General features: G+C 68.2%; 17 protein-coding genes and 2 pseudogenes. 10 read left to right on the plus strand and 9 right to left on the minus strand.

Annotated features, from left to right (window positions below; genetic code table 11):
* A pseudogene (locus ACKOB8_RS11050) lies at positions 1-229 on the plus strand (O-succinylbenzoate synthase); the annotation flags it as partial.
* Positions 230-232: 3 nt separating this feature from the next.
* Here ACKOB8_RS11050 and ACKOB8_RS11055 read toward each other — a convergent pair.
* Complete coding sequence (locus tag ACKOB8_RS11055) at positions 233-1,465, minus strand: MFS transporter (RefSeq protein ID WP_526377263.1); 1,233 nt, start codon at positions 1,463-1,465, stop codon at positions 233-235.
* Between the two features lie 154 nt (positions 1,466-1,619).
* Between ACKOB8_RS11055 and ACKOB8_RS11060 the strand changes: the two genes are divergently transcribed.
* The gene (locus ACKOB8_RS11060) at positions 1,620-2,537 is read left to right on the plus strand and encodes an HpcH/HpaI aldolase/citrate lyase family protein (protein ID WP_526377264.1); all 918 of its coding nucleotides are present in this window, start codon (positions 1,620-1,622) and stop codon (positions 2,535-2,537) included.
* 40 nt (positions 2,538-2,577) lie between these two features.
* Here the strand turns inward: ACKOB8_RS11060 and ACKOB8_RS11065 are convergent, their stop codons facing one another.
* Positions 2,578-3,534, minus strand: coding sequence for a R2-like ligand-binding oxidase (locus tag ACKOB8_RS11065; RefSeq protein WP_526377265.1), 957 nt, complete (start codon positions 3,532-3,534; stop codon positions 2,578-2,580).
* Between the two features lie 92 nt (positions 3,535-3,626).
* On the opposite strand from ACKOB8_RS11065, the gene ACKOB8_RS11070 reads away from it, so the two are divergent.
* Positions 3,627-3,932 carry a hypothetical protein gene (locus tag ACKOB8_RS11070; protein WP_526377266.1) on the plus strand — a complete coding sequence of 102 codons (306 nt, stop codon included), beginning with the start codon at positions 3,627-3,629 and terminating at the stop codon, positions 3,930-3,932.
* Between the two features lie 4 nt (positions 3,933-3,936).
* On the opposite strand, the gene ACKOB8_RS11075 is transcribed toward ACKOB8_RS11070, so the two are convergent.
* On the minus strand, positions 3,937-5,319 hold the full coding sequence (locus tag ACKOB8_RS11075) for an aminotransferase family protein (protein WP_526377267.1): 1,383 nt from the start codon (positions 5,317-5,319) through the stop codon (positions 3,937-3,939).
* A 220-nt stretch (positions 5,320-5,539) separates the two neighbouring features.
* Between ACKOB8_RS11075 and ripD the strand changes: the two are divergent.
* A pseudogene (ripD, locus tag ACKOB8_RS11080) lies at positions 5,540-6,010 on the plus strand (NlpC/P60 family peptidoglycan-binding protein RipD); the annotation flags it as partial.
* A 17-nt stretch (positions 6,011-6,027) separates the two neighbouring features.
* Here the strand turns inward: ripD and ACKOB8_RS11085 are convergent.
* The gene (locus tag ACKOB8_RS11085; protein WP_526377268.1) at positions 6,028-6,660 is read right to left on the minus strand and encodes a cysteine dioxygenase family protein; all 633 of its coding nucleotides are present in this window, start codon (positions 6,658-6,660) and stop codon (positions 6,028-6,030) included.
* A 59-nt stretch (positions 6,661-6,719) separates the two neighbouring features.
* Here ACKOB8_RS11085 and ACKOB8_RS11090 point away from each other — a divergent pair, with 59 nt between their 5' ends.
* Positions 6,720-7,682, plus strand: coding sequence for a tocopherol cyclase family protein (locus ACKOB8_RS11090; RefSeq protein WP_526377269.1), 963 nt, complete (start codon positions 6,720-6,722; stop codon positions 7,680-7,682).
* Between the two features lie 11 nt (positions 7,683-7,693).
* On the opposite strand, the gene ACKOB8_RS11095 is transcribed toward ACKOB8_RS11090, so the two are convergent.
* From ACKOB8_RS11095 to ACKOB8_RS11110, 4 genes are read right to left on the minus strand one after another with little or no spacing between them, the layout of a single operon-like run.
* The gene (locus tag ACKOB8_RS11095; protein ID WP_526377270.1) at positions 7,694-8,467 is read right to left on the minus strand and encodes an enoyl-CoA hydratase/isomerase family protein; all 774 of its coding nucleotides are present in this window, start codon (positions 8,465-8,467) and stop codon (positions 7,694-7,696) included.
* A gap of 7 nt (positions 8,468-8,474) precedes the next feature.
* Positions 8,475-8,822, minus strand: coding sequence for a thiocyanate hydrolase (locus ACKOB8_RS11100; protein WP_526377278.1), 348 nt, complete (start codon positions 8,820-8,822; stop codon positions 8,475-8,477).
* Between the two features lie 5 nt (positions 8,823-8,827).
* The gene (scnC, locus tag ACKOB8_RS11105) at positions 8,828-9,568 is read right to left on the minus strand and encodes a thiocyanate hydrolase subunit gamma (RefSeq protein ID WP_526377271.1); all 741 of its coding nucleotides are present in this window, start codon (positions 9,566-9,568) and stop codon (positions 8,828-8,830) included.
* Complete coding sequence (locus ACKOB8_RS11110) at positions 9,561-10,403, minus strand: SH3-like domain-containing protein (RefSeq protein WP_526377272.1); 843 nt, start codon at positions 10,401-10,403, stop codon at positions 9,561-9,563. Before ACKOB8_RS11110 ends, scnC begins: the two co-directional genes overlap by 8 nt.
* A 116-nt stretch (positions 10,404-10,519) precedes the next feature.
* On the opposite strand from ACKOB8_RS11110, the gene ACKOB8_RS11115 reads away from it, so the two are divergent.
* From ACKOB8_RS11115 to ACKOB8_RS11125, 3 genes are all read left to right on the plus strand, one after another.
* Entirely contained in the window at positions 10,520-10,831 is a 312-nt protein-coding gene (locus ACKOB8_RS11115; protein WP_526377273.1) for a cation efflux transmembrane domain-containing protein, read from the plus strand.
* 66 nt (positions 10,832-10,897) lie between these two features.
* Complete coding sequence (locus tag ACKOB8_RS11120) at positions 10,898-11,497, plus strand: hypothetical protein (RefSeq protein ID WP_526377274.1); 600 nt, start codon at positions 10,898-10,900, stop codon at positions 11,495-11,497.
* A gap of 14 nt (positions 11,498-11,511) precedes the next feature.
* A complete protein-coding gene (locus ACKOB8_RS11125; protein WP_526377275.1) occupies positions 11,512-12,792 on the plus strand; it encodes a hypothetical protein in 1,281 nt (426 codons plus the stop codon).
* On the opposite strand, the gene ACKOB8_RS11130 is transcribed toward ACKOB8_RS11125, so the two are convergent.
* Entirely contained in the window at positions 12,789-13,334 is a 546-nt protein-coding gene (locus tag ACKOB8_RS11130) for an FKBP-type peptidyl-prolyl cis-trans isomerase (RefSeq protein ID WP_526377279.1), read from the minus strand. The genes ACKOB8_RS11125 and ACKOB8_RS11130 overlap by 4 nt on opposite strands.
* Positions 13,335-13,515: 181 nt before the next feature.
* On the opposite strand from ACKOB8_RS11130, the gene ACKOB8_RS11135 reads away from it, so the two are divergent.
* Both ACKOB8_RS11135 and ACKOB8_RS11140 read left to right on the plus strand, forming a co-directional pair.
* Positions 13,516-13,779, plus strand: a complete 264-nt coding sequence (locus tag ACKOB8_RS11135) for a hypothetical protein (protein WP_526377276.1) — start codon at positions 13,516-13,518, stop codon at positions 13,777-13,779.
* A complete protein-coding gene (locus ACKOB8_RS11140) occupies positions 13,776-14,180 on the plus strand; it encodes a type II toxin-antitoxin system VapC family toxin (protein WP_526377277.1) in 405 nt (134 codons plus the stop codon). Before ACKOB8_RS11135 ends, ACKOB8_RS11140 begins: the two co-directional genes overlap by 4 nt.
* Positions 14,181-14,246: the final 66 nt, after the last annotated feature.

Here is a 14,246-nt window from a genome sequence, read left to right on the forward strand (position 1 = left end):
GGCGGGCGCCCTTCCGGGAACCGGGTTCGCGGCCGAACTGGGCCTGGCGGCCCTGCTGGCCGGCGACGTGGTGAGCGCGGGCCGCACGCTGCGGCCGGTGGACGGGCACCTGCCGGTGGCGCCGATGCCGGCCGCCCCCGATCCCGAGCAGATCCGTCGCTTCGCCGCCTCCGCTGAGGCGACCGCACGCTGGCGGGCACGCCTCGACCGGGTCCGGAAGGCTCTCTGACGCTCAGGTGCCCGCCGGTGAGATGCCCCGCCTGCGGATCCGCATCCCGGCCCTCACGCCAAGGAACATCGCCGTCATCGCCACGACCGCCGCGGTGAACAGGAATGTCCACGCCATGTCCATTCGCTCATGGAGCAGACCCAGCAGCACCGCCCCGCCGGCCGTGGTCGCGGTGACCAGCAGGAAGAACATGCCCATCAACCGGCCGCGGTATTCGGGGGGAACCTCGATCGCGACGGTGGACTGCCCGCTGACGAACTCCGACTCCCAGGCCAGTCCGATCAGCAGCGCTCCCAGCAGGTCGATCAGGATGCCGTGATGCGGAGTGACCGCCAGACCCACCAGCCCTACCGCCGCGAGCATCAGTCCGGTTGCCATCAGCTGCTGGCGCCGGGCGTCCTCGGGCTTGAACCGGGTAATGAGCGAGTTCGCCAGCAGGGCTCCTACGCCGATGGCCCCGACGAGCAGACCCACCGAACGTGGGGTCATGCCATGCTCTTTGGCGACGACCGGCATCAGCTGCTCGACCGGTGCCACCAGGGTGAAGAAGACCGCGACAGCCACCGCGCCCGTCCGGACCAACGGCATGGCCCACACCTGTTTGAGTCCGTCGGCCAACCGGATGGTGTGCCGGGCCGCGGGTTGGGACGTTTCGGGAGCCAACGGTAGGGCGGCAACCGCCACAGCGACGACGATGAAGGAGGCCGCGTTGAAGGCGAACGCGGCCGCCACGCCTGCCCACTCCACGACAAACCCACCCAGGGCGGCCCCGAACAGCCGGGTGACGTTGTAGATCATCGACGAGAGCGTGACGGCGGATTGCCGGTGTTCCACCGGAACGGTCTGCGGCTCGATCATCGCCATCGCGGGCTGATTGAGGCTGGAGGGGATCGCGCCGGCGAAAACCAGGACGTACATCCAGCCGATCGAGAGGTCACCGGTGGCCTCGATGACGGCGATGACGGCCGGGGGGACCGCTTGGCAGAGGCTCAGTGCCACCGCGAGCCGACGCAGGTCGAAGAAGCTGAGCAGGAAGCCCCCGACCGGAGCCCCGATCATGCCGGGACCCAGCGCCAGCGCCGCCAGGATTCCCACCGCCGCGGGGCTGTCGGTGATCTTGAAGGCGTACCAGGTCGCCGCGACAATCTGCATGAACGAGCCGGCGGATGAGATCGCCCGCGCCGCGAACACCCGCCGGTAGGCGGGGAACGACAGCGGGCCGCGATAGCCGCTCACGCCATCAGGCTAGATGCGGCCGCACCCTCCGCGGTCGGTTCGGCCAAGTCCGATCCGCGCGGCACCGCTGTTGGCGCCCGGGGACGCCAGTGCCATGATGGAGCGGCAACTCAGCGGCAGGACTCAGCAGCGGGAAAGGCACCGGGCAAGACCGATGTATGACCAAGTCAACGGATGGGACACCGACGCCCAGGACGTGGGGACCCGCGTCGACCCGGTGCTGGCTCGCAGCTGGCTGCTGGTCAATGGCGCCCAGGCCGACAAGTTCGCCCCGGCCAGCCGGTCACGCGCCGATGTGGTGGTGCTCGACATCGAGGACGCGGTGGCGCCCAAGGACAAGGCGGCCGCGCGCGAGAACGTCGTGCGGTGGCTGGCCGCCGGCAACAGCGACTGGGTTCGGGTCAACGGCTTCGGCACCCAGTGGTGGGCCGACGATCTGAGCACGCTGGCCCAGACCTCGGTCGGGGGAGTGATGCTGGCGATGGTCGAATCCGTCGACCACGTGACGGAGACCGCGAAACGCCTGCCCGACGTTCCGATCGTCGCGCTCGTCGAGACCGCACGCGGCCTCGAGCGGATCACCGAGATCGCCGCAACCAAGGGCGCCTTTCGCCTGGCCTTCGGCATCGGCGACTTCCGCCGCGACACCGGATTCGGCGAGAACCCGCTGACCCTGGCCTACGCCCGATCGCGGTTCACCATCGCCGCCAAAGCCGCCAGCCTGCCGGGAGCGATCGACGGACCGACCGTCGGTTCGAGCGCGTTGAAACTGAGCGAGGCGACCGCGGTGTCCGCCGAATTCGGGATGACCGGAAAAATCTGCCTCACTCCCGATCAGTGCCCGACCGTCAACGAGGGGCTGTCACCCTCGCAGGAGGAGATCACCTGGGCGCAGGAATTCTTCGCGGAGTTCGAACGTGACGGCGGCGAAATCCGCAACGGCTCCGATCTGCCGCGCATCGCCCGGGCGAACAAGATTCTCGACCTGGCCCGGTCCTACGGAATCAGGGTGTCCGAATTCGACGACCAAGCGGCGCACGTGCCCGCCCCCTCGGACACCTACCACTACTGACTCTGACTGCTCTGAGTCTGACTGCTCCTGCTCAAACGAGTCAGCGGCTCAGCGACAGCTGATCCTCGGTGTGGAACTGCTCCTCGAGGACTTCCGGGGAGGCGTCCCGGTCGATCAGACGCAGATCCGCACCGCGGGCCGATTCGATCGCGCCGAGCCGGCGGGTGAGCTTGTCGGCCGCGTAGGCGCCCATTTCGGCGGGGTCGATGCCGAAGGGCGGTCCGTCGTCGAACACCGCGAAGCTGACCGCGACGGTTTCCATCGCCGGTCCCATCAGTTCGCCCATCCGGTCGTGGACCACCTGCCACAGCCCGTCGTCGGCCGCGACGTGGCGTCGGCAGGTGAAGGTGCCCCACGCCATGTGCCGGCGTTCGTCGTCGCCGATGTGCTTGATGATCTTCTGCATGCCCGGCAGGATTCCGCGGCTGCTGCACACCTTGTTCCAGCCGTGGTAGCCGGTCAGCGCCAGGCAACCCTCGACGACGTGGTTGTAGGTGACTGACGCCCGGATCTGGTTGGCCGGGCTGGTGTCCTTCGCCAGGGCGTGGAGACTGGCCGGCAGCTCGCGCGTGAAGATCTGCATGTAGGGCTCGTTGAACTCGATGAACTCGTGCAGGTCGGTGGACAGACCGATTGCGTCGAACCACAGCCGGAACGCCAGGGTGTGTTTGGCCTCTTCGTAGACGAACTGGGTCAGGTACATCTCGTCGGCGAAACGACCCTCGGCGGCCATCGCCGCGACGAACGGCTGCAGATCCTGGGTGACCGACTCCTCGCCGGCCAGGAACTGCGCGGCCAGCATGGTGGTCATCCTGCGCTCATCGTCGGTCATCGCCGCGAAGTCCCGGGCGTCCTGAGTGAAGTCGATGTCGGCCGGGTTCCACTGTCTGGCGTTGCCCTTGAGGAAGAGCCGCATGGGGAACGAGTCTTGGTTGAGCCCCCCGGCGCTGAGGGTGGCGTAGCCGGTCCGGTTCCCGTGGGCGATCGTGCGAATCATCGTCAACTCCTTGGTCGCTGGAGGTCTGGCTCCAGCTTAGGCGCTGATTTCCGGCACCGGGCCAGGCTGTGTCGCACTACAGTTATGCAGCTATGACGGCCTGGTCCGATCGGCGGCTCAGCCGCCAGTTCAGCGGTGTGGGGGTGGATCTGCCCCCCGCCCGGTTGCGGGAGATCGCCAACGGAGGCGAGGCCACCGCCCAGGAGCTGGTCGACGTGAACTTCGCGCTGGCGGCCACCGCGATCCGGCGCGAACAGCGCCACGCCGAGCGCGAGCGGGCGCGACGGCGCTGGCTGCGCGGGGCCATCGTCTCCGGGGCGATCCTGGTGGCGCTGAACCTGCTGCTGTGCCTCGGGTTGCTGCTTTTCGTGCTGACCCAGCACGCTCTGCCGTACTGACCGCTCAGGTGGTGACGTGCTGGTCGGCGACGGCGAGAGCCTGGTCGAGAATCGCCAGACCCTCGGTGACCTCCGCCTCGCTGACATTGCACGGCGGGCAGACATGGATGCGATTGAAGTTCGCGAACGGCAACACCCCGCCGGACTTGCACGCCGCCAGGACGGCGTTCATCGCCGGGCTGGATCCGCCGTAGGGGGCCAGCGGCTCGCGGGTGGCCGGATCAGCGACCAATTCGACCGCCCAGAACACCCCGAGCCCGCGCACTTCGCCGACTGAGGGGTGCCGCTGGGCGAGTTCGGTCAAGCCCGGGCCGAGCACCTGCTCGCCGATTCGGGCGGCGTTGGCGACCATGCCCTCGTCTTCCATCGCATTGATGGTCGCCACCGCACATGCGGCCGCCAGCGGATGCCCGGAGTAGGTCAGCCCGCCCGGGTAGGGCCGTTCGGCGAAGGTGGCATAGATCTTGTCGCTGATCGCCACACCGCCGAGGGGCACATAGCCGGACGTGACCCCCTTGGCGAAGGTGATGAGGTCGGGCACCACCGAGAAATGGTCGATCGCGAACCACTTTCCGGTCCGGCCGAAGCCAGCCATCACCTCGTCAGCGATGAAGACGATCCCGTAGCGGTCGCAGATCTCGCGAACGCCGGCGAGGTAGCCCGGCGGCGGGACCATGATGCCCGCGGTGCCCGGCACCGACTCCAGGATGACCGCGGCGATCGTCGCCGGACCCTCCAGTTGGATCTTCTGCTCCAGATGCTCCAGTGCGCGCTGGGTCTCCTGCTCCTCGGTGTCGGAGTGGAACGCCGAGCGGTACAGGAACGGCCCGAAGAAATGCACGACGCCACTACTGCCGTAGTCGTTCGCCCAGCGGCGCGGATCTCCGGTGAGGTTGATCGCGGTGTCGGTGCCGCCGTGGTAGGACCGGTAGCGGGCGAGCACCTTGTAGCGGCCGGTGTGAAGTCGCGCCATGCGCACCGCGTGCTCGACGGCGTCGGCACCGGCGTTGGTGAAGAACACCCGGTTCAAGTCGCCCGGCGTGCGCTCGGCGATCAGTCGTGCAGCCTCGGAGCGCGCGGCGTTGACGTGGGCCGGCGCGATCGTGCACAACTTGGCCGCCTGCTCGGCGATCGCCGCCACCACCTTGGGGTGCTGGTGGCCGATGTTGGTGTTGACCATCTGCGAGGAGAAGTCCAGTAACCGGTTGCCCTCGCCATCCCAGACGTAGGAACCCTGGGAGGCGACGATGGTCATCGGCTTCAGCTGGGCCTGTGCGGACCAGGAGTGGAAAACGTGCCGGCGATCGAGCTCGTAAGCACGTTGCCCCTCCGCGATGGCGGCGTCGATGGCCTGCCCGCTGGGCAGGGCAGTTTGGATCGCTGTCATGGACGCGGAGTCTACCGGGAGTTTGCCAGCGCACCGGGCACGGGTCGGAATCGCAACCTTTCGGACACCAACCGGACCGGTTCGGACACCGTTGCGTCACGGTTCGGACAAAGACCCTGCGGAGACGCCCCCACCGGGATGACCGGGGTCGCTGATGTTGTCACAGTGGTGGAAGTGAAAACCGCTTACGGGATTTCGAGAAGAGAATTGGGTGATAACGATGAAGCGCATTCTTGTCCTTGCGCTTAGCCTGCTGTTCCTGACGGCCGCCACCGGTTCGGTGTCGGCCGCCCCGGTAACCCGCGAGCAGGCGGTCAGCTTTGTGATCGCCCGCGGCATGGCCCAGCAGGGCGTGCCCTACTCCTGGGGCGGCGGGGGAGTCGACGGACCGAGTCTGGGCAGCGGCACCGGCGCGACGATCGTCGGCTTCGACTCGTCAGGCCTGATCCAGTACGTCTATGCCGGCGTCGGCGCGAAGTTGCCCCGCTCGTCGGGGGCGATGTACAACGTCGGCCAGAAGGTCACGCCGGCCCAGGCGCTGCCCGCCGACCTGATCTTCTACGGCCCCGAGGGCTCCCAGAGCGTCACGATGTTCCTCGGTGACAACCAGATGCTGGAGGTCACCGAGACCGGCGTCAAGGTTTCGCCGGTGCGCACCAACGACATGGCGCCGTACCTGGTGCGCATCATCGCCTGAGCGGGGCGCGCTCAGCAGGGTATCGGCGCGGAGTTGCCCCACACGTTGGGAACGGTCGTGTTGTCGTAACCCGAGACGAAGTCGACGAGGCGGCCGGCTTCCTCGTCCAGCCGATGGCGGGAGAGTGTGCCGACGTTGCCGCCGTAGACGTGGATGCTGATCGACACGTCATCGGACTCGTTGGTGACCCGATGCCAGTCTCCGATCGTCGGCGACACCGCGTCGATCTGACCGGCGGTCATCACCTGGCTCTCACCGGTGGCCCGGGGCAGGCCGTCATGCAGGGTGAAGGTGTCGCTTCGCTCGGCGCCGCGGAGAACCCCGACCAGGCCCCACACCGTGTGGTCGTGGACCGGGGTGCGCTGGCCGGGCCCCCAGACGAAGCTGACCATGCTGAAACGCTCCAGCGGGTCGCAGTGCAGAAGGTACTGGGCGTAGCGGTCGGTTCGGGCGGTTGCGAACGCCTCCGGCAACCAGTCCCCATCGGCGATCAGCTCCGCCAGCAGGCCGCGGCCCTTGTCCAGGATGAGGTCCTCGGTGGGCCCGGCCGACACGAGCTCGGTCATGCCGCGGACGAAGCGGCGCAGCGGCCCGGTGTCGGTCTGGAGTCCGGCTGTCTGCGTGCTCACCCGTCGCTGTGCCACGCGCTCAGTGTGAGCCCGGCCGCATCCTGTTGTGGCGATTTAGGGATAGATTGACCTCAATGCTCGAAAAAGTCGTCAGCCTCTACCGCCGCACCGGTGCGGACGTGCCGTTCGGCAACCCGCTGCCCTCGCACGGCACCGAGATGGAGGGCTGGTTCTGGCGGGTCTCCGACGAGGCCAGCGGCCGGGCGCTGATCGCGCTGTGCAGCGTCAACCGGCATCCGACCGGCGACTGGTCGACCACTGCGGTGGCCGTACATCCGGGCCTGGTGGTGCGTTCGGCCGCGCTGCTCGACGCGCGCGCCCGGTACCACCCTTTCGGCGTGACCGCGGGAGACCCGGCGCAGAGCTTTGACGTCAGTGCGGACGAGGTGCGATTCGCCCTCGGTGACCTGAGGCTGCACATGCACTTCACCGATCGGGTGCTCTGGCCTAAGGCGTTCGGCGGTGGCGGGGTGTTTTCGGCGATCCCGTTCCTCAACCAGTACTGGCATCCCTACTACCTCGGTGGCCGGGCCACCGGGACGGTTCAGTACGCGGGGGAGAGCTGGAGCTTCACCGACGCCAAGCTGTACGCCGAACGTAACTGGGGCGCGGGCTTCCCACTGCGCTGGTGGTGGGGGCAGGCTCACGACTTCGGCGACGCGGATGTGTGCGTCGCCTTCTCCGGTGGTCTGCTGTCGCTGGGGCCGATCGCCCGCGACGTCAACGGAATCGTGGTCCGCCTGGGCACCAAGGTCATCCGGATGACACCGCCGGTTCTGGTCCGCTCCCAGATCGGCGACAACCTGTGGTCGCTGCGCGGGCGCTCGCCGCGCTACGAGATCGAACTCGAGGGCGACGGCAGACACCTGCCGCCGCACGTGCTGCCGGTGCCGCTCCCCGCCGAGCGCCGCAACATCGACACCGATTTCGAGCATCTCGGCGGACGGCTGCGCTGCACGGTGCGCGAGTCCGGTCGGCTGCTCTTCGACGGAACCTCCGAGCTTGCCGGCCTGGAAGTGGGAACCCGGCCACGCTGATCCGGCCAGGCTCAGCGGCCGCTCCACCGGGGCGGTCTCTTCTCCCGCCACGCCCGCAAGCCTTCGGCGGCGTCTGCGGTGGAGTTGACCACCTTGCGCATGACCTCACCGAAGCGGACCGACTCGATCCAACCCATGTCGGCGGTCCGCCACGCCACCTCCTTGGTCGCCCGCTGCGCCAGCGGGGCCGCCTCGACGAGCACCTGTGCCCATGACTGCGCCTCGGTCTGCAGGTCGTCGGGGGCGGTGAGTTTCCAGACCAATCCGAGGTCCTTGGCCCGCTGGGCGTTCATCGGCTTACCGGACAGCAGCAGCTCCATGGCGTTGGCCCAGCCGATGCGGTGGGGGAGCCGGATGGCGCCGACGATGGTGGGTGTCCCGATGCGGACTTCGGGGTAGCAGAACATCGCGTCGGTGCTGGCAATAACGAAGTCGCAGAACAGCACTCCGGTCAGTCCGTAGCCGAGGCAGGGCCCCCGCACCGCGGCGATGGTCGGCTTGAACAGCTCCATGCCGCTCTCGAAGGAGTTGATCGTCGGCTTCTCCCAGAAGGTTCCGCCGAACCTGCCGACCGCACCCTCGCTGTCCTTGAGATCAGCCCCGGCACAGAAGGTTCTGCCGTTGGCCGTCAGGATGCCCACCCATGCGTCCTCGTCGTCACGGAAGCGCTCCCACGCCGCGTTGAGGTCTTCGCGCAGCGCGCCGTTGATGGCGTTGCGGGCTTCGGGCCGGTTGAGCGTGAGTGTCGCGACGTGGTCGCACACGTCGTAGGTGACCAGCGGCACCGGAACCTCAGGCTTCGAGTCGGGCCCGGACCCCGGCCAGCCGGGCTCGCAGGTCCTGCTCGTTGATGAGTCCGCGGGCCAGCAGTGAGTGCGCCAGCGCGACCAGCTGACTCTCGGGGTAGGGCAGGTCGGCGTAGCGGGTCGCCGAGAGTTCGTCCTCCTCGTCTCGGCGCTGCTTGAAGGACAGATCGAGTCCGCTCTCGGTGCAGGCGTGGTCCAACACGTCGCACAGGCCGTCGAGACTGGTCTTCCACGGCGGCAACGGGTTTGCCACGCCGTACTTGGCCGCCATCACCGGCCACACCTGGTTGCGTTCGACGATCTCGTCGAGGGTCTCGATGCGCTGCTCGGTCATCGCCGTCACTCGGCGATCGGCCGGACGGCCGGGCGGGTCTTGGTGATCACGTTGGTGGTGACACCGGGCTTGGGCAGCGCCACACCGATCAGACAGTCGCGGGTGATGATCTCCGCCAACTGATCCTCGGTCCACCCCTCGGTGCCCTCGGGCCGCAGCGGCATCACCATGAATCGGTGTTTCTGGTTGGAGTCCTCGACCCGCACTTCGACGCCGTCGGGGAGTTCGAGGCCGAACTCGGAGAGCACCTGGCGCGGCCAGCGCACGATGCGCCGGCGGTAGTTGGGCGTGCGATACCACTCCGGGGAGTTACCGAGGATGGGTCTGGGGTAGCAGGAGCACAGCGCGCACACGATCACGTGATGCACCGTCGGGGTGTCCTCGAGGACTTTGAACGCCACGAAGTCACTCGGGGTGCCAAAGCCGGTGGGGTCCAGCCAGTCCACTCCGACGTCCTTGCTGGCGGACAGCGGATCGGCCAGGACGCGCTGCTTGAACTCGGGATTCAGCCACGCCCTGGCGACCAGTCGGGCGGCCGGGGTGGGCCCGATCTGCTCGGCGAATTCGGTCATCCGCCGGTGCTCCTCAGCGGTGAACAGTCCTTTCTCGATGCACAGTTCGCGCAGCGCGATCTCGAGCACCTCGAAGTCGGTGATCTCGTCGACCATCGGCTTGACCGTACGGTCATGGTCGTGATCGTGGCCATGCTCATGGTCGTGGTCATGGTCGTGTCCGTGCTCAGGCATTGATCGCCTCCAACCAACGCTCGGGGATCTCGGTCTGCAACGTGTCCGTCTCGGGGCCGGTGTAGTTGTCCCAGAGCGTCGACTGCCTGAAGCGCACGATGTAGAACCACTCCGGTCGGGCTTCCGGGCGATCCCAGGTCTCGTCCTCAGGCGCCGGGCTCTCGTAGGACACTTCGGCGATGACGCCCTCGGCGCCCCGGACGTATTCCGGCGTGCGGGTGTAGAACAGCGCCGGAAGGTCGCGCACCCGGACCCGATCGCCGGCCTTGAACTTGGCGGGCCCGGCTTTCCCGGCGAAGATCTGCGGATCGCCGATACCGACCGCCTCGAGATGGTGGGCGTTGCGCCTGACGTTCGCGCCGTCGCCCGCCGACGTGGGTGCGGCATCCGGCAGGCGTCCGTTGAGGGGCCCCGCGTAGCGGCGCTGTACCTCAGCCAGGCGATCGGTCAGCTCGCCCCAGCTGATGTGCCCCTTCTCGATCAGCACCCGGCCAACCGACCACAGCCAGCGGCAGTAGTACGGCAGACCCCAGTACACCGACCGGCCGACGTCGACGTTGCCGATCCGGCGCCGCTCCTCGGACAGCCAGATGCCCCGCCACCCGAGCACCTCGCAGAGCACATAGGTCATCAGCTCCCACTGCTCTTCCTGCTTGTTCTCGTAGACCTCGGGGACGTCCAGTTCACCGCCGACGTCGTGGGCGTTCTTCATGTAGGCCAGGAAGAGTTCGTGGGTGATCAGGTCCGGGGCAGGGAAGCCGGGAATCTCCGGATAGGAGGTCTTGAGCCTGGACACCAGCGCCAGTTGGGCGGCTCGTTCTTCGGCAGAGGTCACGGACTCTCCTTCTGGCTTTCCCGCGGCATGCCGTGCCGCTCCCGATCTACTCTCGCCCCACAGTAGCGGCGGCGCGGGATAATCGGAGCGACATGAACTAACCGTCGGACCAGACCGTGTTGCGGGTCGAAACGCGCAGCCTTCGGGTTCACCTGTGGGCAACCCTGATGCTGGGAGTCCTCGGTTTCGTCGCCTACGCGGTCACCTCGGTGGCGGCCACTCAGTTGGACGGGGCCATTTCGCTGATCGACGCGGGCACGGCTTTTCTGGCGATCGGACTCGCCCGCGTCGCCGCCGCACCGCCGGGACCCCAGGCGCCCCGCGGACGGCTCGCCCTGGAGAACCTCTATGTGTTGTTCCGGTCGCTGATGATCCTCGGTGTGGTCGTCGCGGGGGTCGCCGTCAACGGCACCAAGGTCGTCGAGTAACTGGTCACCCGCCAGGCAGATCTGCCCGAATTCGGGCTGGCGGCCGTCTACACCGCCTTCGCCGCGGTGGTCGGGTTCGCGGTGGTCGCCAACCACAACCGCAACAACCGTTCACTCGGGGGCATCTCGTCTTTGCTGAAGGTGGAGGCCGGGGCCGCCAAACTGGACGCGTGGGTCAGCGCGGGCATCTGTGCGGCGCTGCTGATCGTGGCGGTGGTTCCCGGTGGGACCTGGCTGACCTCGGCGCGCTTCGACATCCGCCAGATCGCCGACAGCCTCATCGTGCTGGTGATCTGCGCTCTGCTGGTCGGGGAGCCGCTGCGGCAGCTTCGGCTGGAATTCGGCCGGCTCTCCGGGCGGCGGACGGACGTCAGCACCGACGACGCGGTACGCAGCGCTCTCGACGAGGTCGCCCGCGAGCACGGGCCGCAGGTCGAGGGGGCCTTCGGGCTGGTGGATGTCTTCTCGGTCCGGCGGGGCAAGGTGGCCGAGGTCGACGTACACATCTCTTACACGGGGGTTCTGACGGTGGACGAACAGGACGAGATCCGCGCTGAACTCCTGGCCGAACTGCGCCGGCGGGTGGGGCCGGTGCGGATGACCCTGGTGTTCACCCGGCGGCCCATCCACGATCCGCCGCAGCCCCGACCGCCTTTGCTGGACTGATAGCGTCTGCGGACATGGGGCCCGCACGGCACATCGGGCGCGCCGGGGGACTGGCCGTCGCCTTGGGTATCGGCGTGGCGATTGTCGCGGGCGGTTCCGACGCGGTGGCAGATACCGGATCTCCGGCTGGCGCCGCGCCCGCGGGCGCCCCTGAGGCGGGCCCGGCGGCCGCCTCGCCACGTGCCTCGAAGGCGGCGGCGCAGCGCGGCCAGGCCAGGCGGGCGGCCGCATCCCCGCCGGCCGATCACGACGCCCGGGCCACCCGATCCCCGCGGGCGCGGGCGGTCTCCACCGCCCGTGCGGCCCTCGCGCCGCAGACCACAGAGGTGTCGGTGACCATCCCGCCGATGCCGGCCCGCAACGGGTTGTCGTTCACGGTGTCCGACGCCGAGATCACCGACCTCGCCACCGCCTACGTCGCCGGCGGAGGCGACCCTGCGGACAGCCCCACCTTCTTCTTCGGCGATCTCGCGGTGGCGAGCCTGACCGAACTGGCCGAGCCTGCGCCTGCCCGCGAAGATGTCCGGGTTCAGCTGGGTAACCTCGCGGTGTCGGGGTACTTCGGCGGGATCTGGTTGCGCGACAACCTGACTGAGGCGCCCGCCGCGACACCGGAGGCGTCGGCTGCCGAGGCCGGTGGGCTGAACCTGATCTCGCGGCTCGGGTTCCGGCTCTTCGGGGGACTGGCGGGTCTGTTCACCACCTGGGCGCAGGAGTCCAGCCCGTGGGTCGTCACCAGCCTGACCAATACCTTCACACCCGTACTGCTGAGCCTCTACGGGTACAACCGCGGTTATCTGGAGTACCTGCTCGACAATCCACCGCCGGGGGTGCCCTCGATGAAGGACACCCTGACCTGCACCAGCTTTTTGGCCTGCGACTCGACGGCCTTCCCGATCGAGTTGGCCAACCGGTACGACAGCGCATTGGTGAGTCTGGCCGACCCGCCCGACACCCGCTGGCGCACGATGGCCGCGTGGACGTCGCTGCTGGAGAACACAACCAACATCGGCGAGGCGGTGTGGCGCCGGATCGCTCCGGGCGGCTTCTCGCCGACGTCCTATGTGGCACTGGTCGAGCTCAGCTCGGCCTACCTGATGATCAGCAAGGCCACCGTGCTGTCCGGCATGCTGGGCTACGCCGACAACGACGCCCCGACCGCCCGTAACTCGCTGCGCCTGCAGGCTGGGCTGTGGATGTGGTCGGGCACCTACTTCGCCGGCCTGGCCTCAGATGCGCCCGCGGGCACTCTTCCCACGATCGTGGTGTCCGATCGTGGTGTCGCAGGAACTTAGGCCGCCTCGAGGATCTTGATCGCGAAGATCAGCGAGTCGCCGGGATCGATCCCGGCGCTGGGCTGCCCCTCGGGATACCCGTCGGCGGAGGTCATCGCGACCGCGACGGTGGAGCCGACCTTCTGTCCGGCGATCGCCTTCTGGAAGCCCGGTACGACACCCTCGAGGGGGAAATCGACCGGTTCCCCGCGCTGGTAGCTGCTGTCGAAGACCGAGCCGTCGCGCCCGTTGACACCCATGTAGCAGACCAACACCGTCGCCGTCGGGGCCACCACCGGCCCATCGCCCGCCTGCAGCGTGCGTACCTGGGTCTCGGTGACGCTGAACGGGGCCTGGACGTCGATCACCGGCGCGGCGGTATCCGTCGATCCGGTGACCGCCACGCTGCCGGTGGCGCCGGCCAGGGTCCACTCGGCCGCGCCGGTGTTCGCCGGGGCATCGGTGGGGCACCCGCCGGCCGGGGCGGCCGTGGCGGTGGCGGCCTTGGACACCGCCGATTCCGGCGAGGTGGCGGACTTGGAGCCAGACCCGCAGCCGGTCAGCGTCACCGCGAGGGTCGCGCCGACGGCCAGGGCCAGGAAGGCGAAGCAGGGGCGGGTTCGGGGGGATCTGTTCACCGCGGACACGCTACAGGCCGGAGGGCCATCCGCTGCGACCGCCGACAGCAGGTTTCGCGCGGAACATAGAGTGTACCACCTGATGCGATAGTGGTACACTTTGTGCATGCCCACCACTCGACCCCGTTATCAGGTCACCGAAACCCCCGCCGTGGCGCGGGCTTTGGACCGCGCCGCCATGCAGTGGCCGGGCGAGCCCCGGTCGAAGCTACTCATCCGCCTGGTCGAGGCGGGCGCCCGTCTTCTCGAGCATGACGAGCGCGTCGAATTGGACGCGCACCGGGCCGCAGTATCGGCCTGCGCCGGTCGTTACGACACGGCCTTCAGCCCGGACTACCTGACCGACTTGCGAGGGGATTGGCCCGCGTGATCGCGCTTGACGCGAGCGTCATCATTGCCCATTTGAACCGGGCCGATCCACATCACGAGGCGGCAACGCAAACACTGCTCGACGCCACACCCGGGCGAATGCTTGTTCACACCGTGACATTGGCCGAGGTACTCGTCGGTGGCGTGCGGATAGGGCAGGGCGCGTCGATGCAAAATGACCTCCATGCCGCCGGAATCGTGCTCGCGCCGTATCACGACGACGAGCCCCTACGGCTCGCCGAACTTCGGGTGAGTACCGGACTCAGGCTGCCGGACTGTTGCGTTCTCGGTGTGGCGATTCATCATCGGGCGAGCCTTGCAACATTCGACAGCACCCTCGCAGACGTGGCGCATCGCAATGGCGTTGCTCTCGCTCGTCATTGTCAGAGCGCAGGGGACTAGAGCTGGCCCGGCGGCCGGCACACAGTGGATAACGCGTTCCGGTGCTGGCCGGGCCGACAGGGCGGA

The organism is Mycobacterium sp. (assembly GCF_046091765.1).
Classification (GTDB): domain Bacteria; phylum Actinomycetota; class Actinomycetes; order Mycobacteriales; family Mycobacteriaceae; genus Mycobacterium.

What these genes read in the sequence shown, in the direction of transcription:
- ACKOB8_RS11065 (WP_526377265.1), bottom strand. Translation starts at nt 3,534, where the DNA reads ATGATTCGCACGATCGCCCACGGGAACCGGACCGGCTACGCCACCCTC.
- ACKOB8_RS11090 (WP_526377269.1), top strand. Translation starts at nt 6,720, where the DNA reads ATGCTCGAAAAAGTCGTCAGCCTCTACCGCCGCACCGGTGCGGACGTG.
- ACKOB8_RS11100 (WP_526377278.1), bottom strand. Translation starts at nt 8,822, where the DNA reads ATGACCGAGCAGCGCATCGAGACCCTCGACGAGATCGTCGAACGCAAC.
- ACKOB8_RS11075 (WP_526377267.1), bottom strand. Translation starts at nt 5,319, where the DNA reads ATGACAGCGATCCAAACTGCCCTGCCCAGCGGGCAGGCCATCGACGCC.
- ACKOB8_RS11125 (WP_526377275.1), top strand. Translation starts at nt 11,512, where the DNA reads ATGGGGCCCGCACGGCACATCGGGCGCGCCGGGGGACTGGCCGTCGCC.
- ACKOB8_RS11135 (WP_526377276.1), top strand. Translation starts at nt 13,516, where the DNA reads ATGCCCACCACTCGACCCCGTTATCAGGTCACCGAAACCCCCGCCGTG.
- scnC (WP_526377271.1), bottom strand. Translation starts at nt 9,568, where the DNA reads ATGCCTGAGCACGGACACGACCATGACCACGACCATGAGCATGGCCAC.
- ACKOB8_RS11060 (WP_526377264.1), top strand. Translation starts at nt 1,620, where the DNA reads ATGTATGACCAAGTCAACGGATGGGACACCGACGCCCAGGACGTGGGG.
- ACKOB8_RS11070 (WP_526377266.1), top strand. Translation starts at nt 3,627, where the DNA reads ATGACGGCCTGGTCCGATCGGCGGCTCAGCCGCCAGTTCAGCGGTGTG.